Origin of the sequence: Nocardioides iriomotensis, assembly GCF_004168035.1 — a bacterium.
Classification (GTDB): Bacteria; Actinomycetota; Actinomycetes; order Propionibacteriales; family Nocardioidaceae; genus Nocardioides_B; species Nocardioides_B iriomotensis.
Map to the genome: position 1 here is coordinate 1 of NZ_SDPU01000025.1, position 20021 is coordinate 20021.

Sequence of the window (20021 nt, forward strand, 5' to 3'; positions counted from 1 at the left end):
CCCGGACACACCGGCGCCGATGATCACGACCTTCGCGTTCGCGACCCCACCGACGCCGCCCATCAGCACCCCACGACCGCCCTGCGCCTTCATCAACGAGTAGGCGCCGACCTGCGGGGCCAGACATCCGGCCACCTCGGACATCGGGTACAACAGCGGCAGCCCACCCGAGGGCAGCTGCACGGTCTCGTAGGCGATCCCGGTGACCTGACGCTTCATCAGCTCCTCGGTCAACGGCTGGTCCGCGGCCAGGTGCAGGTAGGTGAACAGGGTCTGCCCCTCCCGCATCCGGTGGTACTCCTCGGCCACCGGCTCCTTCACCTTCAGCACCATGTCCGCGCTGCCCCACACGTCGTCGGCGCTGCCGAGCATGGTGGCGCCCGCGGCGACGTACTCCTCGTCGGGGATCTGGGAACCGCTACCGGCGCCGGCCTCGATGACGACCTCGTGGCCGTGCTGGACGAGCTCGTGGACGCCGACCGGGGTCAGCGCGACGCGGTACTCGTGGTTCTTGACTTCCTTGGGAACGCCGACCTTCACGGCTATCTGTGTCCTCTCGGTGTGGAGCCGCCACGTCGTCGGGGCGACGCCGTGAGCATAGTGAACGTCAGCGCCCTCGCCGCAGGGCCCAGGCCATCAGGGCGTGCCCCGTCGGACCGTTGGTGATGCGGCGCTCGAGGAACGCGGCCAGGAGATCGTCGAGGGGCACCCACGACGAGGTCATGTCGGCCTCCTCGTGAGCCGGGGTGAAGCCGCCGCGGTCGGGTGCGGCCCGGAGCCCGGTCGCCGCGAAGATCTCGATGCGCTCGCTGGTGATGCCGGGCGAGGTGTACGTCGAGAGCAGGTGCTCCCAGTGGTCGGCCTCGAGCAGCCCCTCCTCGCGCAGCTCGCGCCGGGCGGCCTCCTCGGGGTCCTCGCCGGGCTCGTCGAGCAGCCCGGCCGGCAGCTCCAGCATCCGGCGGCCGACCGGGTGGCGGTACTGGTGCAGCACCAGCACCCGCTCCCGGTCGTCGACGGCGAGGACGACGACCGCGCCGGGGTGCTCCAGGACGACCCGGCCGAACGTCTCCTCCGGGTCGGCCGGCGCCGAGATGGTGTCCTTGCGCACCGAGAACGGCGCGCCGCCGTCCCAGACCGTCTCGGTCGCGTGGACCGGCCAGTGCTCCTCGGGGTCGCCGAGCGTCTCGCTCATCCGCGCGCGCCGTCAGGCGGGGTCGGCGACGGAGGCCTTCTCCTCCGACGCCGCCGCGTCGGTGCGTCGGCGCAGCGCGGCCTCGTCGATCGGGAAGCGCAGCTCCTTCTGCCGCTCGATCGCCGCGCCGACCAGGCCCGCGAACAGCGGGTGCGGGCGGGTCGGGCGGGAGCGCAGCTCGGGGTGGGCCTGCGTCGCGACGTAGTAGGGGTGCACGTCGCGGGGCAGCTCGACGAACTCGACCAGGTTGTTGTCGGGCGACGTGCCCGAGAACACCAGGCCGGCCTGCTCCAGGCGGTCGCGGTAGGCGTTGTTGACCTCGTAGCGGTGGCGGTGCCGCTCCTCGATCTTCGACTCGCCGTACACCTCCGCCACGATCGAGCCGTCCTTGAGCTCGGCCGGGTAGAGACCGAGGCGCATGGTGCCGCCCATGTCGCCGCTGCCGCCCTCGACGAACTCGTGCTGCTCGGCCATGGTCGCGATGACCGGCTCGTCGCAGCCCGGGTGGAACTCGGTGGAGTCGGCGTGCCGGATGCCGGCCTCGTGGCGGGCGTACTCGATCACCATGCACTGCAGGCCGAGGCACAGCCCGAGCGTGGGGATGCCGTGGGTGCGGGTGTACTGCAGGGCGCCGACCTTGCCCTCGATGCCGCGGATGCCGAACCCGCCGGGGACGCAGACGGCGTCCACCTCGGCGAGGTGGCGGGCGGCGCCCTCGGGCGTCTGGCACTCGTCGGACGGCACCCACTGGAGCTTGACCTTGGCGGCGTGGGCGAAGCCGCCCGCGCGCAGAGCCTCGGCCACGGAGAGGTAGGCGTCGGGCAGGTCGATGTACTTGCCGACCAGCGCGACCGTGACCTCCTCGTTGGGGTGGTGCACGCGGCGCAGCAGGTCGTCCCAGGTCGTCCAGTCGACGTCGCGGAACGGCAGGTTGAGCCGGCGTACGACGTAGGCGTCGAGACCCTCGGAGTGCAGCACCTTGGGGATGTCGTAGATCGACGGGGCGTCGACGGCGTTGACCACCGCCTCGTCGTCGACGTCGCACATCAGCGAGATCTTGCGCTTCATCGACTCGGGGATCTCGCGGTCGGAGCGGCAGACCAGCGCGTCGGGCTGGATACCGATCGAGCGGAGCGCGGCGACGGAGTGCTGGGTCGGCTTCGTCTTCAGCTCCCCCGAGGGGCCGATGTAGGGCACCAGCGAGACGTGCAGGAAGAAGCAGTTGTCACGACCGACGTCGTGCCGGACCTGGCGGGCGGCCTCGAGGAACGGCAGCGACTCGATGTCGCCGACGGTGCCGCCGATCTCGGTGATCACCACGTCGACGTCGGGGCCGGCCATCGCGCGGACCCGCTCCTTGATCTCGTTGGTGATGTGCGGGATGACCTGGACGGTCTCGCCGAGGTAGTCGCCGCGCCGCTCCTTGGCGATCACCTGGGAGTAGACCTGCCCGGTGGTCACGTTGGCGATGCCCTGCAGGTCGGTGTCGAGGAACCGCTCGTAGTGACCGATGTCGAGGTCGGTCTCGGCGCCGTCGTTGGTCACGAAGACCTCGCCGTGCTGGAACGGGTTCATCGTCCCGGGGTCGACGTTGAGGTACGGGTCGAGCTTCTGCATCGTGACCCGCAGCCCGCGCGACTTGAGCAGCGAGCCGAGCGACGAGGCGGTGAGGCCCTTGCCGAGCGAGGAGGCGACGCCTCCGGTGACGAAAACGTGCTTGGTCGGCTGCGATGCGGCCAAGTGAATCTCCCGTGGCGTCGAGGTTGGCGCGGTATGAAGGGCGCTGGTCGATCAGTCCTCCACGGGGTTCCACCCTATCAAGGACGGCGACCGGGTGGAGCGTCGACACCCGCTACTCGCTGGCGCCGGCTCCCGGCATCGGGCCGTCGGCGGCGTCGACCCCACCGAAGTGCCCGGTCTGGTCCTGCGCCTGCCCGGCCAGCGCCATCACCGACACGACCCGGGCGGCCGCACGGCCGAGCGAGTCGACGGTCGAGACGTCGCGGGCGGCGACCACGTCGTCGCGGATCGCGCGGACCACGCCGTGCTCGCGTGCCGAGGCCATCGGCCCGGCCACCACGACGCCGTCGGTGTCGGCGTCGATCGCGGTGGCGAGGGTGGTCGTGATCGTGGAGGCCGCGGTCCTCTCCTCCTCGGTCCCGCTGCCGGGGCCGGCGACGACCAGGACCAGGCTGCCGCGCCGGTCGAGCGCGCCGTCGGCGGACATCAGGCCCGCGGTGCTGAGCCCGGCCAGGATGCTGTCGGAGGTCGCGTCGACGCCCTCGCCGCCGGGCTCCTTGTCGGTGCCGATCGCGCGCGCGATCAGCGCGCCCATGGTCTCGTAGCCGCTCGCGTCGGCCGGCACGTTGACGTCGCTCGCGCCGTCGAGCAGCTGGCTGCTGAGCTCGTCGACGAGCTCCTTGTTGGACACGTCGAGCAGGCCGTCGCCGACCCGGAGGGTGCCGCCGAGCGTGCCGCCCGCCGTACCGACCATGTCGCCGATCGCGGTGACCTCGGACTGCTGCGCGCCGGGGAGCGCGACGAGGGTGACCGTGCGGCCCTCGAGGGTCTGGTTGAGCAGCCCCGGGGCGACCGTGTCGGCGAACCCGTCGACGAACCCGTTGCCGCTGCGCGCCTCGGCGATCTGGGCGCGCAGGTCGGCTTTGACGGCCCGGTCGGCCTGGACCTGGTCGACCAGGGTGTTGTCCACCTCGCCCTTGAGCGGCCCGCCGCCCAGCGCGATGCCGACCGCCAGGGCCAGGAAGACCGAGACGATCGAGACGATGTGGTAGCGGAACGAGATCACGAGAACAGTCCTTGGATCCAGTCGATCAGGTCGGAGAACGCCCCCTGCAGCCAGCCCCACCACTCCTCGCCGACCGGCGTGGCGCCGATGGCGACGCCGAGCGCGAGCAGCCCGGTGAGCAGCACGAGCGCGAGGTGCCAGAGGCGGACCCGGCCGGCGTACAGCTGCGGCACTCCCTTCGCGTCGACGAGCTTGGGCCCGACCCGGAGCCGGGTGAGGAAGGTGCTGGCCAGCCCGGCGCGCTGCCGGTCGAGGAACTCGTCGAGGGTCGCGTGCGTGCCGACGGTGACGATCAGCGAGGCGCCGGCGGCATCGGCGAGCAGCAGGGCGACGTCCTCGGTGGTGCCGGAGGCCGCGAGCTGGTGGGCGCGGACCCCGAGGCGTTCGAGCCGGTCGCTGCCGATCGCGCGGCCGCCGCGGTCGGTGTGCAGCACGACCTCGCGGGAGTGCCGCAGGGCCCCGTCGGTGACGGTCTGGCCCTGCTCGGTGGCGTGGGTGCCCTGGCCGAGACCCTGCTCCCCCACCACGACCACGTCGGCGCGGTGGCCGGCCATCTGCAGCGCGTCGGCGCCGGCGTCGACGCCGATCAGCACCGGGCGCTGCTCGCGGATGAACCGCCGGAGCTTGCGGAGGTCCTGCTTGTAGTCGTAGCCGCGGACGACCACGACCACCGGACGGCCCCGCACCTGGGTGTTCAGGGTGGGCGCGCCCTGCCCGTGGAGCAGGAGGTCCTGCTCGCGGCGGAGGAACTCGGTGGTGTTGTGCGTGAACGACTGGAGCTGGGTGGCCAGGCCCCCGCGGGCCTCCTCCATCCGCTCGGCGATCTCGTCGGCCCCGAGCCGGTGCCCCTCGGCGATCAGCTCCTGCTCGTGGCGGCCGCCGCTCTTGTCGGTGCGGACCAGCCGGTCGCCGTCGACGCGGACGTGGGCGCCGTCGGAGATCCGCTTGAACACGTCGGCGCCGACGTCGTCGAGCAGGATGACGCCCGCCTTGGCGAGCAGCTCGGGACCGAGGTTCGGGTAGCGGCCGGAGATGAACGGCGACGCGTTGACCACCGCCACGACGCCGGCGTCGACGAGCTGCTCGGCGTGCGCGCGGTCGAGGTCGAGGTGGTCGATGACCGCGATGTCGCCCGGCCGGAGCCGGCGCACCAGTCCGCTCGTGCGGCGGTCCACGCGGGCCGTGCCGGAGACTCCGGGCAGGCCGTCGACGGGCTGCTGTCGCGAGGAGAACTTCATGGCGCGGCCATGCTCTCATGCAGACCCAGCGCAATCCGGGACATCCGGGCGGGCGTGGGTCACAGTCGCGCGACCGCCGCGCGGACCTGCCGACCCGGCGCGTCTTGCCCTCGCGAGGGGGTCGAGTCGGCGCGTCTTGCCCTCGCGAGGGAGTCGAGTCGGCGCGTCTTGCCCTCGCGTGGGGGTCGAGTCGGCGCGTCCTGCCCCTCGGCGGGCGACGGGGCGGACGCCGTACCTGGTGCTCTTCCCTAGGCGCATGGACGCTTCCCCAGCGGTATGCGCCTTGTGGAGCGTCCATAACCCCGCGTTACAGCTGGTTCTGAGGGCTCAGCGGTCGCGGGTCTTGTGGCGGGGCTTCTTGTCGCGCCGGTCGGGGCGGCCAGCGGGCGGGCGGCGGCCGGGCGGGCCGTCGTCGAGGCGCAGCGCGATGAGCTTGCCGGAGATCCGGGTGCTCGCGAGCGCGGCCTCGGTGCCGGGCGGCAGGTCGGCGGGGAGCTCGACGAGGGAGAAGTCGGGGCGGATCTGGATGTGGCCGAAGTCGCGGCGGTTGAGGCCGCCCTCGTTGGCGAGCGCGCCGACGATCTGGCGGGGCTCGACCTTGTGCCGCTTCCCCACGTCGATCCGGTACGTCGCCAGCGGCGGCCCGTCCGTGCGGCGAGGCGCGCGCTCCGGACGTGGCTTCCCGCCCGCGGCCGCACCGGGGCGTTCCTCGCGCGGGGGCCGGAGGTCGTCCGCCTCGAGCAGCAGCGGCGTGTCGCCCTGGAGGACCACGGCGAGGGCGGCGGCGACGTCGACCTCGGGCACGTCGTGCTCGCGGACGTAGTGGCCGACGACGTCGCGGAAGAACGACACCCGGTCGGCGTCGGAGAGGGCCTCGGTGATCGCGTCGTCGAAGCGCGCGAGGCGGGTGGTGTTGACGTCGTCGACGCTCGGCAGCGACACCTGGGTGAGCGGCTGGCGGGTGGTCTTCTCGATCGCCTTGAGCAGGTAGCGCTCACGCGGCGTGACGAACGAGATCGCGTCGCCGCTGCGGCCGGCGCGGCCGGTGCGGCCGATCCGGTGCACGTAGGACTCCGGGTCGGTCGGGATGTCGTAGTTGACGACGTGGCTGATCCGCTCGACGTCCAGGCCGCGGGCGGCGACGTCGGTGGCGACCAGGATGTCGAGCTTGCCGTCGCGGAGCTGGTTGATCGTGCGCTCGCGCTGCTGCTGGGCGACGTCGCCGTTGATGGCGGCGGCGGAGAAGCCGCGGGCGCGGAGCCGCTCGGCGAGGGTCTCGGTCTCGTTCTTGGTGCGGACGAAGACGATCATCCCCTCGAAGTTCTCGACCTCGAGGAAGCGGGTGAGAGCGTCGACCTTCTGCGGGTACGAGACCGTCAGGTAGCGCTGGGTGATGTTGGTCGCGGTCGCCGTCTTGTTCTTGACGGTGATCTCGGCCGGGTCGTGCAGGTACTTCTTCGACATCCGGCGGATCTGCGCGGGCATCGTCGCCGAGAACAGCGCGACCTGCTTGGTGTCCGGCGTGTCCTTGAGGATCGTCTCGACGTCCTCGGCGAAGCCCATGTTGAGCATCTCGTCGGCCTCGTCGAGGACGAGGTAGCGCAGCTCGGTCAGGTCGAGGGTGCCCTTGTCGAGGTGGTCCATGATCCGTCCGGGCGTGCCGACCACGACGTGCACGCCCCGCCGCAGCGCGCTGAGCTGGACGCCGTACCCCTGGCCGCCGTAGACGGGCAGCACGTGCACGCCCGGGACATGCGCGGCGTAGCGCTCGAACGCCTCGCAGACCTGGAGCGCCAGCTCCCGGGTCGGGGCGAGCACGAGCGCCTGCGGCGTCTTCTGCTTCAGGTCGAGCCGGGACAGGATCGGCAGCGCGAACGCCGCGGTCTTGCCGGTGCCGGTCTGGGCGAGCCCGACGACGTCACGCCCCTCGAGCAGGGTCGGGATGGTGGCGGCCTGGATCGGGGACGGCGTCTCGTAGCCCACCTCCTGCACCGCCTTGAGCACGCGCGGGTCCAGCTCGAGGTCGGCGAAGGTCGTCATGGCACCACCGTATTGGTCCGGTCAGCCCTGGGGCGCCCGCGGGCTCCTCTTGTACGCCGACACGGACGGGTCGCCCTTCACCCAGAAGCGCCACGGCACGTCGTGCGCGAGGGTGACGCCGACCCGCGGGCCGGACGCGATGTGCTCCGGCGGGACCGGTGAGACGGCCAGCGTGACGCGCCGGGAGAGGTCGAGACCGTCCTGGTGGCGCTGGATGCCGAGCGCCTGGGTGAGGTTCGCGGGACCACGTGCCAGCTCGACGTCGGCCCGGCCGCCGCGCCGCTCACGAGCGACCCGCAGTCCGTCGACGACCTCCCCGGCGCGCAGCAGCACCGCCGAGGCGCGGCCGTCCGGGCCGCAGACCACGTTGGCGCACCAGTGCATGCCGTAGGAGAAGTACACGTAGAGCCGGCCGGGCGGACCGAACATCACCGCGTTGCGGGCGGTCAGGCCGCGGTAGGCGTGCGAGGCCGGGTCGTCCGGGCCGTCGTACGCCTCGACCTCGGTGAGCCGGACGGTGACGCCGCCGTGCGTGAGGTGGGCCCCGAGCAGCGCGGGCGCCACCTCGGCGACCGGCTGCAGCAGGACGTCAGGCCAGCCAGGCACGGTGGTCGGCGACGACGTCCCGCAGCTCGGTGAGCTGCTCGCGGACCCGGCCCGGTGCGGTGCCGCCCCGGCCGTTGCGGGAGGCGACCGAGCCCTCGACGGTGAGCACGGAGCGCACCTCGGGGGTCAGGTGCGGCGAGATCGCGGCGAACTGCTCGTCGGTGAGGCCGTCGAGCTCGACCCCGAGCTCCTCGCAGCGCTGCACGCACTCCCCCGCGACCTCGTGGGCGACCCGGAACGGCACGCCCTGGCGGACCAGCCACTCCGCCACGTCGGTGGCGAGCGAGAAGCCCTGCGGGGCGAGGTCGGCCATCCGGGCGGTGTTGAAGGTCAGCGTCGCGACCATCCCGGTGAACGCCGGCAGCAGCACCTCGAGGGTGTCGACGGAGTCGAAGACCGGCTCCTTGTCCTCCTGCAGGTCGCGGTTGTAGGCCAGCGGCAGCGCCTTCAGCGTCGCGAGCAGACCGGTGAGGTTGCCGATCACACGGCCGGCCTTGCCGCGGGCGAGCTCGGCGATGTCCGGGTTCTTCTTCTGCGGCATGATGCTCGACCCGGTGGAGTAGCCGTCGTGCAGCCGCACGAAGTCGAACTCCTTGGTCGCCCAGAGGATGACCTCCTCCGCGAGCCGGGAGACGTCGACGCCGACCATCGCCGTGACGAAGGCGAACTCCGCGACGAAGTCCCGCGCCGCCGTGCCGTCGATCGAGTTGGCGCTGGACCCCGTGAAGCCGAGGTCGCGTGCGACCTCCTCGGGGTCGAGGCCGAGGCTGGACCCGGCCAGGGCCCCACTGCCGTACGGAGAGTCGGCGGCGACCCGCGCGTCCCAGTCCCGGAGCCGCGCGAGGTCACGCACCAGCGGCCAGGCGTGCGCCATCAGGTGGTGGCTGAGCAGCACCGGCTGGGCGTGCTGGAGGTGGGTGCGGCCGGGCATCACCGCGCCGAGGTGGGCCTCGGCCTGGTCGGTCAGCGCGTCGACGAGGTCGAGCACGTGCCCGGCGACGACCCGGGCGTGGTCGCGCAGGAACACCTTGAACAGCGTCGCGATCTGGTCGTTGCGCGACCGGCCCGCGCGCAGCCGCCCGCCCAGCTCGGCACCGACCTCGTCGAGCAGCAGCCGCTCCAGCGCGCCGTGCACGTCCTCGTCGGACTCGTCGGCGACCACCTCCCCGGAGGCGACCTTCGCGGTCAGCGCGTCGAGGCCGGCCAGCAGCCCGGCGACGTCGTCGTCGGTGAGGAGGCCGGCCCGGTGCAGCACGCGGGCGTGCGCCTTCGACCCGGCGAGGTCGTACGGCGCCAGCCGCCAGTCGAAGTGCGTCGACCGCGACAGCGCGGCCAGCGCCGGACTCGGCCCGTCCGCGAAGCGGCCGCCCCACAGGGCCCCGGTGTTGGTGGCCATCAGTCGGTGCCCACCTCCATCGCGGCGTGGTCCAGCGCCTCGTCGTCCAGCCGGTCGTCGCCGTTGCGGCGCGCGATCCGGTCGTAGCCGCCGGCCTCGATCGCGCCCAGCAGGTTGCCGTGCTCGACCAGCACGTGACCCTGGTCGTCCGGCTGCAGGGCGTAGAGCTCCAGCTTGGCCCGCGAGTCCGCGATGTCGAGGTTGCGCATGGTGAGCTGGCCGATCCGGTCGGTCGGCCCGAACACCGCGTTGTCGGTGCGCTCCATCGAGAGCCGGTCCGGGTGGTAGGAGAACGCCGGGCCCTCGGTGCGCAGGATCGTGTAGTCCTCGCCGCGCCGCAGCCGCAGCGTCACCTCACCGGTGACCAGCGACGCGATCCACCGCTGGATCGCCTCGCGCAGCATCAGCGCCTGCGGGTCGAGCCAGCGGCCCTCGTAGAGCAGCCGGCCGAGGCGACGGCCCTCCAGGTGGTAGTTGGCGATGGTGTCCTCGTTGTGGACCGCGTTGAGCAGCCGCTCGTACGCCGCCCACAGCAGCGCCATGCCGGGCGCCTCGTAGATGCCGCGCGACTTGGCCTCGATGATCCGGTTCTCGATCTGGTCGGACATGCCCAGGCCGTGCCGGCCACCGATCGTGTTCGCCTCGTGCACCAGCTCCACCGGGTCGTCGTAGTCCTTGCCGTTGATCGCGACCGGGCGGCCGGCCTCGAACCGGACGGTGACGTCCTCCGGCTCGATGTCGACGGTCGGGTCCCAGAACTTCACGCCCATGATCGGCTCGACCGACTCCAGGGACACGTCGAGGTGCTCGAGGGTCTTGGCCTCGTGGGTGGCGCCCCAGATGTTGGCATCGGTGGAGTACGCCTTCTCCTGGCTGTCGCGGTAGGGCAGGTCACGCTCGGTGAGCCAGGCGCTCATCTCGTGCCGGCCGCCGAGCTCCTCGACGAACTGCGCGTCGAGCCACGGCTTGTAGATGCGCAGCGACGGGTTGGCGAGCAGGCCGTAGCGGTAGAACCGCTCGATGTCGTTGCCCTTGAACGTCGAGCCGTCGCCCCAGATGTCGACACCATCCTCGTGCATGGCGCGGACCAGCATCGTGCCGGTCACCGCGCGGCCGAGCGGCGTGGTGTTGAAGTAGGCGCGGCCGCCGGAGCGGATGTGGAAGGCGCCGCACGCCATCGCGGCCAGCCCCTCCTCCACGAGCATCCCGCGGCAGTCGACGGCGCGGGAGAGCTCGGCGCCGTACTGCAGCGCGCGGTCGGGCACGCCGGAGATGTCGGGCTCGTCGTACTGGCCGATGTCGGCGGTGTAGGTGCAGGGCACGGCGCCCTTCTCCCGCATCCAGGCGACGGCGACCGAGGTGTCCAGGCCGCCGGAGAACGCGATGCCGACCCGCTCGCCGGTGGGCAGGCTGGTGAGGACCTTGCTCAAGGTGATTCCTTCGAGGTGGGGGTTCGGGGGGTCAGCTGGTCCCGTGCGCGCCGCTGGCGAGCGCGAGGAACCGGGCGGCCAGCGCGTGGCCGCCGTCGGGTCGTCGGCTGATCACCAGCACGGTGTCGTCGCCGGCGACGGTGCCGAGGATGTCGTCGTTCTCGGCCTTGTCGAACGCCGACGCGAGGTACTGCGCGGCCCCGGGGGGCGTGCGCAGCAGCGCCAGGTTGGCCGAGGCGTCGGCGGAGACGAGCAGCTCGCCGAGGAGCCGGGTGAGCCGTGCCTCGGCGGCCGCGGTGTCGGCGACCATGGGCGTGCGGTCGCCGCCCTCCGCGGGTACGGCGTACACGAGCTGCCCGGAGGGGATCCGCACCTTGACCGCGTCGAGCTCGACGAGGTCGCGCGACAGGGTGGCCTGCGTGACCTGCACGCCGGCCTCCTTGAGCAGCTCGGACAGCTCGGTCTGCGAGCGCACGGACTGCCGGCCGAGGAGGTCGACGATCTTCTGCTGCCGGGCGCTCTTGGTGAGCGGGATGGTCGCGGTCATGGTCATGCCTCCCTCACGGTCGGTCCCTGGTGGGCGAGGAGCCAGGTGAGCAGGGCCTTCTGGGCGTGCAGCCGGTTCTCGGCCTCGTCCCACACGACGCTCTGCGGGCCGTCGATGACGTCCGCGGCGATCTCCTTGCCGCGGTAGGCGGGCAGGCAGTGCAGGACGATCGCGTCGTCCGCGGCCTTCGCGAGCAGGTCGGCGGTGAGGGCGTAGGGCACGAACGGCCTCGACCGCTCGTCGGCCTCACCCTCCTTGCCCATCGACACCCAGGTGTCGGTCGCGACCACGTCCGCGCCGGCGACCGCCGCGGCCGGGTCGACCACGAACGCCACGGACCCACCGGTCCCGGCGGCGATCTCCTCCGCCCTCGTGAGGATCGCGGCGTCGGGCGCGAACTCCTCCGGGCCGCTGACGCGCACGTGCATGCCGGCGGTGGCGCCGGCGAGCAGGTAGGAGTGGCTCATGTTGCTGGCCGTGTCGCCCAGGAACACCATCGTCCGGCCCGCCGGGCTGCCCTTGTGCTCCTCGACCGTCTGCAGGTCGGCGAGCAGCTGGCAGGGGTGGAACTGGTCGGTGAGCGCGTTGACGACCGGGACACCGGCGTGCTCCGCCATCTCGTCGATGCGGGACTGGTCGAAGGTCCGCCAGACGATCGCGGCGGTCTGGGGACCGAGCACGCGCGCGACGTCGGCGACGGACTCGCGGGTGCCGATCTTGGCGAGGTTGCCGTCGACCACCATCGGGTAGCCGCCGAGCTCGCTGATCCCGGTCGCGAACGACAGCTGCGTGCGCAGCGTCGGCTTGTCGAAGACGACGGCCACGGTGCGCGGACCGGCGAGCGGCCGCTCGGCGAAGCGCTCCTTCTTGAGCCGCTTGGCCAGCGCGAGCACCTCGGCCTGCTCGGCCGGGGTGAGGTCGTCGTCGCGGAGGAAGTGCCGGGTCACGACGCCGCTGCCTTCGCGAGGATCGCCGGCCACGCCTCGACGAGCTCGGCGGCCTGCTCGCGGGTGAGCACGAGCGGCGGGGCGAGCCGGATGGTGCGGGGGCCGGTGGCGTTGAGGATGAAGCCGGCCTCCTGGGCGGCCTCGACGACCTGCGGGGCGATCTCGGCGTCGAGGTCGATCCCGATCAGCAGGCCGCTCCCCCGGACCGCCGTGACGTGCTCGTGGGCGAGACCGGTGCGCAGCTGCTCGCCGACGCGGGTGGCGTTGCCGAGCAGGTCGTCCTTCTCGATGGTCTCGATGACGGCGAGCGCGGCCGCGGTGGCGACGGGGTTGCCGCCGAAGGTGGTGCCGTGGTGGCCGGGCTGGAGCAGGTCGGAGGCGTCCCCGAGCGCGATGCAGGCGCCGATCGGGATGCCGCCGCCCAGGCCCTTGGCCACGGTGACGACGTCCGGGGTCACGCCCTCCGGCAGCTGCGCGGTGTGCGCGAACCAAGTGCCGGTGCGGCCCATGCCGGTCTGCACCTCGTCGACCCACATCAGTGCGCCGTGCTCGGCGGTGATCCGGCGCACCGCCTCGAGGTAGCCCGCGGGCGGCTCGACCACGCCGGCCTCGCCCTGGACCGGCTCGACCACGACGGCCGCGGTCTCGTCGGTGACCGCCGCGGCCAGGGCGTCGACGTCGCCGTACGGCACGAACTGGACGCCACCGGGCAGCGGCTCGAACGGCTCCCGGTAGGCGGCCTTGGAGGTGAGCGCGAGCGCGCCCATGGTGCGGCCGTGGAAGCCGCCCTCCATCGCGACGACGTGGGTGCGACCGGTGCGGCGGGTCAGCTTGAGCGCGGCCTCGTTGGCCTCGGTGCCGGAGTTGGCGAAGAAGACCTTGCCGCCGGTGCCGGCCGCGACGAGGTCGAGCAGCCGCTCGGCGAGCGCGACCTGGGGCTCGGTGGCGAAGAAGTTCGAGACGTGGCCGAGCGTCGAGAGCTGCTGGGTCACCGCGCTCACCAGGGCCGGGTGGCCGTGGCCGAGAGCGTTGACGGCGATGCCGCCGAGGAAGTCGAGGTAGCGGTTGCCGTCGGTGTCCCAGACCTCCGAGCCCTCGCCGCGCACGAGCGCGAGCTTCGGCGGGCCGAAGGTGTTCATGAGGGAGGCGGCGTACCGCTTCTTCAGGACGTCGTTCATGCAAGGTCCTCGCTCTTGGTGCGGGCCGGCCGGATCTTGGTCTCGGCGCCGGGAAGCACCTGGGTGCCGATGCCGTCGTCGGTGAAGATCTCCAGCAGCACGGAGTGCGGCTCGCGGCCGTCGACGACGGTGGCGCGGGGCACGCCGCCGCGGACGGCGTTGAGGCAGGCCTTCATCTTCGGGACCATGCCGCTGGCCAGCGTCGGCATCAGCTCCTCGAGCCCCTCGGGGCTGATGTGACCGATCACGTCGTCGCTGTCGGGCCAGTCGCGGTAGAGGCCCTCCACGTCGGTGAGCACGAGCAGCTTCTCGGCGTCGAGCGCGACGGCCAGCGCGGCCGCGGCGGTGTCGGCGTTGACGTTGTGCACGCGGCCCAGCTCGTCGGGGGCGACCGAGGAGATCACCGGGATGCGGCCGGCCTCGACCAGGTCGCGCACCGCCTCCGGGCGGACCTTGGCGACCTCGCCGACGAGGCCGAGGTCGACCTCCTCGCCGTCGACGATGGTGTTGGTCGGCTCGGCGGTGAACAGCCCGGCGTCCTCGCCGCTGAGACCGACGGCGAGCGGGCCGTGGGAGTTGATCAGGCCGACGAGCTCGCGGCCGACCTGGCCCACGAGCACCATCCGGACGACGTCCATCGCCTCGGGCGTGGTGACGCGCAGCCCGCCGCGGAACTCCGACTCGATCTGCAGCCGGTCGAGCATCGTGCTGATCTGCGGGCCGCCGCCGTGCACGACGACCGGGTGGAAGCCGGCGTAGCGCAGGAACACGATGTCCTCGGCGAACGCCCGCTTGAGGGTGTCGTCGGTCATCGCGTTGCCGCCGTACTTCACCACGATCGTCTTGCCGTGGTACGCCTTCAGCCAGGGCAGCGCCTCGGCCAGCGTGGCGGCCTTGGCGGTGGCCTTCTTCCACTCCTCGGGGCTCTTGGCGTGGGTGAGCTCGAGGTCCTGGTCGCTCAGGTCGGTCATGGGTGTGATCACTCTTCAGCTCGAGTAGGCGGAGTTCTCGTGCACGTAGGCGTGCGTGAGGTCGTTGGTCCAGACGGTCGCGCGGGCGTCGCCGGCCTTGAGGTCGATGGTCACGTTCACCTCGCGGGCGGTCAGGTCGACCTTCGCCGGGTCCTCGGAGGGCTCGGAGCCGCGGCAGACCCACACGCCGTTCATCGCGACGTCGAGGTCCGCGGGGTCGAACGCCGCGTCGGTGGTGCCGATCGAGGCGAGCACGCGGCCCCAGTTGGGGTCCTTGCCGAACACCGCCGCCTTGAACAGGTTGCTCCGGGCCACGGAGCGGCCGACCTGCACCGCCTCGTCCTCGGACGCGGCGTTGAGCACGGTGATCGCGATCTCGTGGTCGGCGCCCTCGGCGTCGGCGAGCAGCTGCATCGCGAGGTCGGTGCAGACCCGGGTGAGCGCCTCGGTGAAGTCCTGCTCGGTCGGCGTGATGCCGGATGCGCCGTTGGCGAGCACGGTGACCGTGTCGTTGGTCGACATGCAGCCGTCGGAGTCGAGCCGGTCGAAGCTGACCCTGGTGGCGGCCCGCAGCGCCCGGTCGGCCGTTGCGGCGTCGACCTTGGCGTCGGTGGTGATCACGACCAGCATCGTGGCGAGCTGCGGGGCGAGCATGCCGGCGCCCTTGGCCATCCCGCCGATGCTCCAGCCGCTGGCCTCGACCACCACCTGCTTGCTGACCGAGTCGGTGGTCATGATCGCGTGGGCGGCGTCGTCGCCGCCGTCGGCCGCGAGCGCGCCGACCGCCTCGTCGACGCCGGCGAGGAGCTTGTCGCGGGGGTTCTTCAGGCCGATGAGGCCGGTCGAGCAGACCACCACGTCGACGGCGCCGATGCCGAGACCCTGGGCGACCTGCTCGGCGACGGCGTGCGTGGTCTGGAAGCCCTCGGCGCCGGTGTAGCAGTTGGCGCCGCCCGAGTTGAGCACGACTGCGCGGACGACGCCGTCCTTGACGACCTCCTGGCTCCACAGGACGGGGTTGGCCTTGCAGCGGTTGGCGGTGAAGACGGTGGCCGAGGCGTACTCCGGGCCGTCGCTCACGACCAGGGCGAGGTCCTTGCCGCCGGAGTCCTTGAGACCGGCGGTGACGCCGGAGGCGCGGAAGCCCTTCGGGGCGGTGATGCTCATGCGTCGGCGCCTTCCTGCGCGTCGGGGGTGGTGACCGTGTGGCCGGCCGCCGTCCAGGCCTGGACCGCCGCCTCGGCGGCGTCGGCCTTGATGAGGATCCAGTCGGTGTCGTACGTCGAGATCGTGAACACGCTGACCCCGGCGTCGGCGAGCGGCACGACGAGCGCGCTGAGCACGCCGGTCAACGCGAAGTCGAGCGGACCGGCGACCTCGAAGGCCACGAACGGCCCCTCGCGCCGGGCCTTGGCCGGCACGGTGCTGGCGTGGCACACGATCGAGGTCTCGGTCTTGGTCGCGGTGACGGAGAACAGCGTCGAGGCGGTGGCCCAGGACGGGATGTCGGAGCCGGGCCCGAGCCGCACGACCGCCAGGGCGTCGTCGTACTGCGTGAGCGTGTGGCTCACGGGGCGATCCCGACGGTGGAGAGGCCGGCGGTCTCGTCGAGGCCGAGCGCGAGGTTCATGCACTGCACGGCCGCGCCGCCGGTCCCCTTGGCGAGGTTGTCGACGGCGGCGACGGCGACCAGGCGGCCGGCGTCCTCGTCGACGGTGACCTGCACGTGGATCGCGTTGGAGCCGATGACGGACTTGGTCTGCGGCCACACGCCGGCGGGCAGCAGGTGCACGAACGGCTCGTCGGCGAACGCCTTCTCGTACGTGGCGTAGGCCTCCTCGGCGGTGACCGTGGTCGGCGCCGAGCAGGTGGCCAGGATGCCGCGGGGCATCGGCACGAGCAGCGGAGTGAACGACAGCCGCACCTCGGCGTCGGTGAGGCCGGAGAGGTTCTGCACGATCTCGGGGGTGTGCCGGTGGGTGCCGCCGACGCCGTACGCGCTGGCGGAGCCCATCACCTCGGAGCCGAGCAGGTGCGGCTTGGGCGCCTTGCCGGCGCCGGACGTGCCGGACGCCGCGACGACGACGATGCCGGTCGCGTCGATGATCCCGGCCGCGACCGCGGGCGCGAGGGCGAGCGTCGAGACGGTCGGGTAGCAGCCGGGCACGGCGATCCGGGTGGCGTGCGCGAGCTTGTCGCGCTGGCCGTCGAGCTCGGGCAGGCCGTAGGGCCAGGACCCGGCGTGCTCGCCGCCGTAGAACTTCTCCCAGGCGGCCGAGTCGGTGAGCCGGAAGTCGGCGCCGCAGTCGATGACCACGGTCTCCTCGGGCAGCGCGTTGGCGATGACGGCGGACTGGCCGTGCGGGAGGCCGAGGAAGACCACGTCGTGGCCGGCCAGGGTCTCCGGGGTGGTGTCCTCCAGGACTCGGTCGGCCAGCGGCACGAGGTGGGGCTGGAGCACGCCCAGCCGCTCGCCGGCGTTGGAGCCGGCGGTCACCGCGCCGATCTCGACGTCGGGGTGGCTGAGCAGCAGGCGCAGCACCTCACCCCCGGCGTACCCACTGGCTCCGGCGACGGCGGCTCTGCGCTTCGACATGTGCATGACCATACAGAGGACTGCATGGATCCGCGAACCTCATCCCACGGAGGGAGACGTGAGGTCCGTCTCTTCCCGGGCGCCGGAGTCCCAGAGACGGCCGCCGGTGAAGCGCACGAAGGTGCCTTCGTCGTCGGCGAGCACCCCGAGAGCCTTCCCCACCTCGGCGTCGGTCAACCGCCGGGCCAGGCTCAGGTGCGGCACCCAGCGGCCGGTGGCGTAGCGGCTGTCCGCCGGTACGCCGAGGACGAGCGCCGCCTCGGCGTGCAGGGCGAGCAGCGAGCCGTCGGGCACGAGCGACCGGGCGAGCACGCGCGGCCGCGGGCCTGGGCCGAGCACGAGGGGCGGGCCGAGCCGGACCTCGACGGGCAGCGACCTCGCGAGGAGCGAGGCGAGCCGTGGTTCGGCGCCGTCGGGCAGGCGCACGACGGACGCGACCGTGACGTGCGGCCGGTTGCTCGGTGACTGGTGGCGTGAGAGCGCCTCCAGCCCGGCGGCGTCGAGGGCGGCCCACTGCGCTCGGATCAGCCGGTCGGACGCTTCGTCCGGCAGCAGCTCCAGGCTGTGGCTCACCTTCGTCCGGCCGTCAGGCGCGCTGGACCGCGCCGTGCCGCTCGGCGGCGAGCTTGACCGCGGCGTCGCGCGCGGCGCCGGTCTCGGCCTCGGTCAGCGTGCGGTCGGCGGCGCGGAAGCGCAGCGCGAACGCGAGCGACTTCTTGCCGGCGGGGACCTGGTCGCCGGTGTAGACGTCGAAGAGCCGGACCGACTCGCACAGCACCCCGGCGCCCTCGCGGAGGGTCTCCGCCAGGTCGCCGGCCGGGAGGTCGGCGTCGACGACGAGGGCGACGTCCTCCTTGGCCACCGGGTAGGTCGAGAACCGCGGCGCCGGCACGATCAGCGTCGCCCGCTGCAGCAGCTGGTCGAGGTCGACCTCGGCGACGGCCGTGCGGGCCGGGACGCCGTACGCCGTGCAGACCCGGGGGTGCAGCTCGCCGGCGAACCCGATCGACACGTCGCCGACGAGCAGCTCGGCGCAGCGGCCGGGGTGCCACGGGGCGCGCGTCGCGGAGCGGACGGTGAGTTCGACGCCCAGGGCGGTGGCGACCACGCGGACGGCCTCGATGGCGTCGGCCCAGCTCGCGGCGCGGCCGTCGCCCCACCACCCGGAGGGCTCGCGGTTGCCGGAGACGCCGAGGGCGAGGTGGAGCGGCTGGTCGGGAAGCGCCTTCTGCAGGTCGTCCCACTCCCCCTCGGTGGGGCGGCGGTCGACGGGCAGGATCGGCGCGGCGACCGTGCCGCGCGGCAGCGTGACGGTGGCGGTCTCGAACAGCGCGGCGTCGCCGATGCCGCGGCCGGCGTTGCGGGCCAGCGCCTTGAGCAGGCCCGGCAGCAGCGTCGTGGTCATCAGCGGCTCTTCGGAGCTGATCGGGTTGGCGATCCGCATCGTCTGCCGGCGCTCGTCGTCGGCCTCGAGACCCAGCCGATCGAGGTCGGCGCCGCCGACGAACGGGAAGTTCACCACCTCGACGTAGCCGGCGCCGGCGAGCGTGCGGCCGACCCGGCGGCGCAGCGACTGGGCCGGGCTGAGCCCCCGGCCGGCCGGCGCGTCGGGCAGCACGGACGGGATGTCCTCGTAGCCGACGACGCGGGCGACCTCCTCGACCAGGTCGAACGGGTCGGTGAGGTCCGGACGCCACGGGGGCACCACCGCCGTGAGGCGGTCGCCGTCGACGGTGACCTCGCAGCCGACCGCCCGCAGGTGGGCGACGCTGGTGTCGGCCGGGATGTCCATGCCCATGATGTCCGCGGGCAGGGTCGCCGGAATGGTGATCGTGGCGGGCTCGGGCGGCGTGCCGACGACGGTGACGGACGGCGACGCCGTGCCCCCGCCGTACCGGACGAGCAGCTCGGCGACCCGGTCGGCCGCGGCCTCGCAGATCGTCGGGTCGACGCCGCGCTCGTTGCGCCGGCCCGCCTCGGAGGTGATCTTGTGCCGCTTGCCGGTGCGGAACATCGACACGGCGTCCCAGTGCGCCGACTCGATCAGCACGCGGGTGGTGGTCTCCGACATCTCGGTGGCCTCGCCGCCCATCACGCCGCCGAGGCCGATGATGCCCGAGTCGTCGGTGACGACGAGGTCCTCGGCCGAGAGCGCGCGGTCGGTGCCGTCGAGCGTGGTGAGCCGCTCCCCCGCGCGGGCGCGGCGCACGCCGACGGTGCCCTGCAGCTTGTCGGCGTCGTAGCCGTGGATCGGCCGGCCGAGCTCGAGCATCACGTAGTTGGTCACGTCGACGGCCAGCGAGATCGGACGCATGCCGGCGAGCTGGATGCGGCGGGCCAGCCAGTCCGGCGTCGGCGCGGTGGGGTCGAAGCCGCTGACCTCGCGGGCGACGAACACCGGGCAGCCGACCGGGTCGTCGATCGCGATCGGGTAGCCGTGGCCGTCGGGCGCGGGAGTCTCGCGCTGCGCCGGGTCGTGGTACGGCGCGTCGAAGGCGAGCGCGGCCTCGCGTGCGACGCCGCGCAGGGAGAGGGCGTAGGCGCGGTCGGGGTTGATCTCGAACTCGATCACCTCGTCGCGCAGCGGCAGCACGGCGAACGCGTCGTCGCCCGGCTGACCGGCGTCGGGCGGCAGCACGATGATCCCGGCGTGGTCCTCGCCGAGGCCGAGCTCCTTGGCGGAGCAGATCATGCCGGCGGACACGTGGCCATAGGTCTTCCGCGCGCTGATCTCGAAGCCTCCCGGCAGCACGCCGCCGGGCAGCACGACCACGACGAGGTCGCCGGGCCGGAAGTTGTGCGCGCCGCAGACTATGCCCTGGGGGTCGCCGCTGCCGTTGGCGCCGCCGACGTCGACGGTGCACCAGTTGATCGTCTTGCCGTTCTTCTGCGGCTCCGGCTCGACCGTGAGCACGCGGCCGACGACCAACGGGCCGGTGACGTCGTGGCCGGGCTTGTCCAGCGCCTCGAGCTTCAGGCCGAGCGCGGTGAGCCGCGCCGCGATCTCCTCGGTCGTGAGGTCCTCGGGCAGGTCGACGTACTCCCGGATCCAGGAGACGGGGGCCTTCATCTGG

General features: G+C 72.8%; 18 protein-coding genes. All 18 read right to left on the reverse strand.

What is annotated here, in order from left to right:
* Positions 1-540 (reverse strand): alanine dehydrogenase (locus ETU37_RS13910; protein ID WP_420819110.1); only part of this gene is annotated, 540 nt, incomplete at its 3' end.
* Between the two features lie 67 nt (positions 541-607).
* Positions 608-1192, reverse strand: coding sequence for an NUDIX domain-containing protein (locus tag ETU37_RS13915; protein WP_129987952.1), 585 nt, complete (start codon positions 1190-1192; stop codon positions 608-610).
* Positions 1193-1204: 12 nt separating this feature from the next.
* Positions 1205-2932, reverse strand: coding sequence for a CTP synthase (locus tag ETU37_RS13920; protein ID WP_129987953.1), 1728 nt, complete (start codon positions 2930-2932; stop codon positions 1205-1207).
* A 112-nt stretch (positions 2933-3044) separates the two neighbouring features.
* Complete coding sequence (locus tag ETU37_RS13925) at positions 3045-3998, reverse strand: copper transporter (RefSeq protein ID WP_165372525.1); 954 nt, start codon at positions 3996-3998, stop codon at positions 3045-3047.
* Positions 3995-5236: a putative cytokinetic ring protein SteA gene (gene steA, locus ETU37_RS13930; RefSeq protein ID WP_129987955.1), complete on the reverse strand. Its 1242-nt coding sequence runs from the start codon at positions 5234-5236 to the stop codon at positions 3995-3997. Before steA ends, ETU37_RS13925 begins: the two co-directional genes overlap by 4 nt.
* A 327-nt stretch (positions 5237-5563) precedes the next feature.
* The gene (locus ETU37_RS13935) at positions 5564-7276 is read right to left on the reverse strand and encodes a DEAD/DEAH box helicase (RefSeq protein WP_129987956.1); all 1713 of its coding nucleotides are present in this window, start codon (positions 7274-7276) and stop codon (positions 5564-5566) included.
* 21 nt (positions 7277-7297) lie between these two features.
* Positions 7298-7882 (reverse strand): DNA-3-methyladenine glycosylase, encoded by a 585-nt coding sequence (locus ETU37_RS13940; protein ID WP_129987957.1) that lies wholly within the window; start codon positions 7880-7882, stop codon positions 7298-7300.
* Entirely contained in the window at positions 7866-9278 is a 1413-nt protein-coding gene (gene argH, locus ETU37_RS13945) for an argininosuccinate lyase (protein ID WP_129987958.1), read from the reverse strand. Before argH ends, ETU37_RS13940 begins: the two co-directional genes overlap by 17 nt.
* Positions 9278-10708 (reverse strand): argininosuccinate synthase, encoded by a 1431-nt coding sequence (gene argG / locus ETU37_RS13950; protein ID WP_129987959.1) that lies wholly within the window; start codon positions 10706-10708, stop codon positions 9278-9280. Before argG ends, argH begins: the two co-directional genes overlap by 1 nt.
* 31 nt (positions 10709-10739) lie before the next feature.
* Entirely contained in the window at positions 10740-11261 is a 522-nt protein-coding gene (locus ETU37_RS13955) for an arginine repressor (RefSeq protein WP_129987960.1), read from the reverse strand.
* Positions 11258-12202 (reverse strand): ornithine carbamoyltransferase, encoded by a 945-nt coding sequence (gene argF, locus ETU37_RS13960; protein WP_129987961.1) that lies wholly within the window; start codon positions 12200-12202, stop codon positions 11258-11260. The genes ETU37_RS13955 and argF overlap by 4 nt, the downstream gene beginning before the upstream one ends.
* On the reverse strand, positions 12199-13380 hold the full coding sequence (locus ETU37_RS13965) for an acetylornithine transaminase (RefSeq protein WP_129987962.1): 1182 nt from the start codon (positions 13378-13380) through the stop codon (positions 12199-12201). The genes argF and ETU37_RS13965 overlap by 4 nt, the downstream gene beginning before the upstream one ends.
* On the reverse strand, positions 13377-14351 hold the full coding sequence (gene argB, locus ETU37_RS13970; RefSeq protein ID WP_129987963.1) for an acetylglutamate kinase: 975 nt from the start codon (positions 14349-14351) through the stop codon (positions 13377-13379). Before argB ends, ETU37_RS13965 begins: the two co-directional genes overlap by 4 nt.
* A 15-nt stretch (positions 14352-14366) precedes the next feature.
* Positions 14367-15518 (reverse strand): bifunctional glutamate N-acetyltransferase/amino-acid acetyltransferase ArgJ, encoded by a 1152-nt coding sequence (gene argJ, locus ETU37_RS13975; protein WP_129987964.1) that lies wholly within the window; start codon positions 15516-15518, stop codon positions 14367-14369.
* Entirely contained in the window at positions 15515-15922 is a 408-nt protein-coding gene (locus ETU37_RS13980; RefSeq protein WP_129987965.1) for an ACT domain-containing protein, read from the reverse strand. The genes argJ and ETU37_RS13980 overlap by 4 nt, the downstream gene beginning before the upstream one ends.
* Positions 15919-16953, reverse strand: a complete 1035-nt coding sequence (gene argC / locus ETU37_RS13985) for an N-acetyl-gamma-glutamyl-phosphate reductase (protein WP_129988055.1) — start codon at positions 16951-16953, stop codon at positions 15919-15921. Before argC ends, ETU37_RS13980 begins: the two co-directional genes overlap by 4 nt.
* A 33-nt stretch (positions 16954-16986) precedes the next feature.
* Positions 16987-17520 (reverse strand): 2'-5' RNA ligase family protein, encoded by a 534-nt coding sequence (locus tag ETU37_RS13990; protein ID WP_129987966.1) that lies wholly within the window; start codon positions 17518-17520, stop codon positions 16987-16989.
* 13 nt (positions 17521-17533) lie between these two features.
* Entirely contained in the window at positions 17534-20017 is a 2484-nt protein-coding gene (pheT, locus tag ETU37_RS13995) for a phenylalanine--tRNA ligase subunit beta (protein ID WP_129987967.1), read from the reverse strand.
* Positions 20018-20021 lie beyond the last annotated feature (4 nt).

Bases quoted from the DNA above. Each gene is read 5' to 3' on its own strand.
- ETU37_RS13915 (WP_129987952.1), bottom strand. From the start codon at position 1,192: ATGAGCGAGACGCTCGGCGACCCCGAGGAGCACTGGCCGGTCCACGCG.
- steA (WP_129987955.1), bottom strand. From the start codon at position 5,236: ATGAAGTTCTCCTCGCGACAGCAGCCCGTCGACGGCCTGCCCGGAGTC.
- ETU37_RS13935 (WP_129987956.1), bottom strand. From the start codon at position 7,276: ATGACGACCTTCGCCGACCTCGAGCTGGACCCGCGCGTGCTCAAGGCG.
- argH (WP_129987958.1), bottom strand. From the start codon at position 9,278: ATGGCCACCAACACCGGGGCCCTGTGGGGCGGCCGCTTCGCGGACGGG.
- ETU37_RS13955 (WP_129987960.1), bottom strand. From the start codon at position 11,261: ATGACCATGACCGCGACCATCCCGCTCACCAAGAGCGCCCGGCAGCAG.
- ETU37_RS13965 (WP_129987962.1), bottom strand. From the start codon at position 13,380: ATGAACGACGTCCTGAAGAAGCGGTACGCCGCCTCCCTCATGAACACC.
- argB (WP_129987963.1), bottom strand. From the start codon at position 14,351: ATGACCGACCTGAGCGACCAGGACCTCGAGCTCACCCACGCCAAGAGC.
- argJ (WP_129987964.1), bottom strand. From the start codon at position 15,518: ATGAGCATCACCGCCCCGAAGGGCTTCCGCGCCTCCGGCGTCACCGCC.
- argC (WP_129988055.1), bottom strand. From the start codon at position 16,953: ATGCACATGTCGAAGCGCAGAGCCGCCGTCGCCGGAGCCAGTGGGTAC.
- pheT (WP_129987967.1), bottom strand. From the start codon at position 20,017: ATGAAGGCCCCCGTCTCCTGGATCCGGGAGTACGTCGACCTGCCCGAG.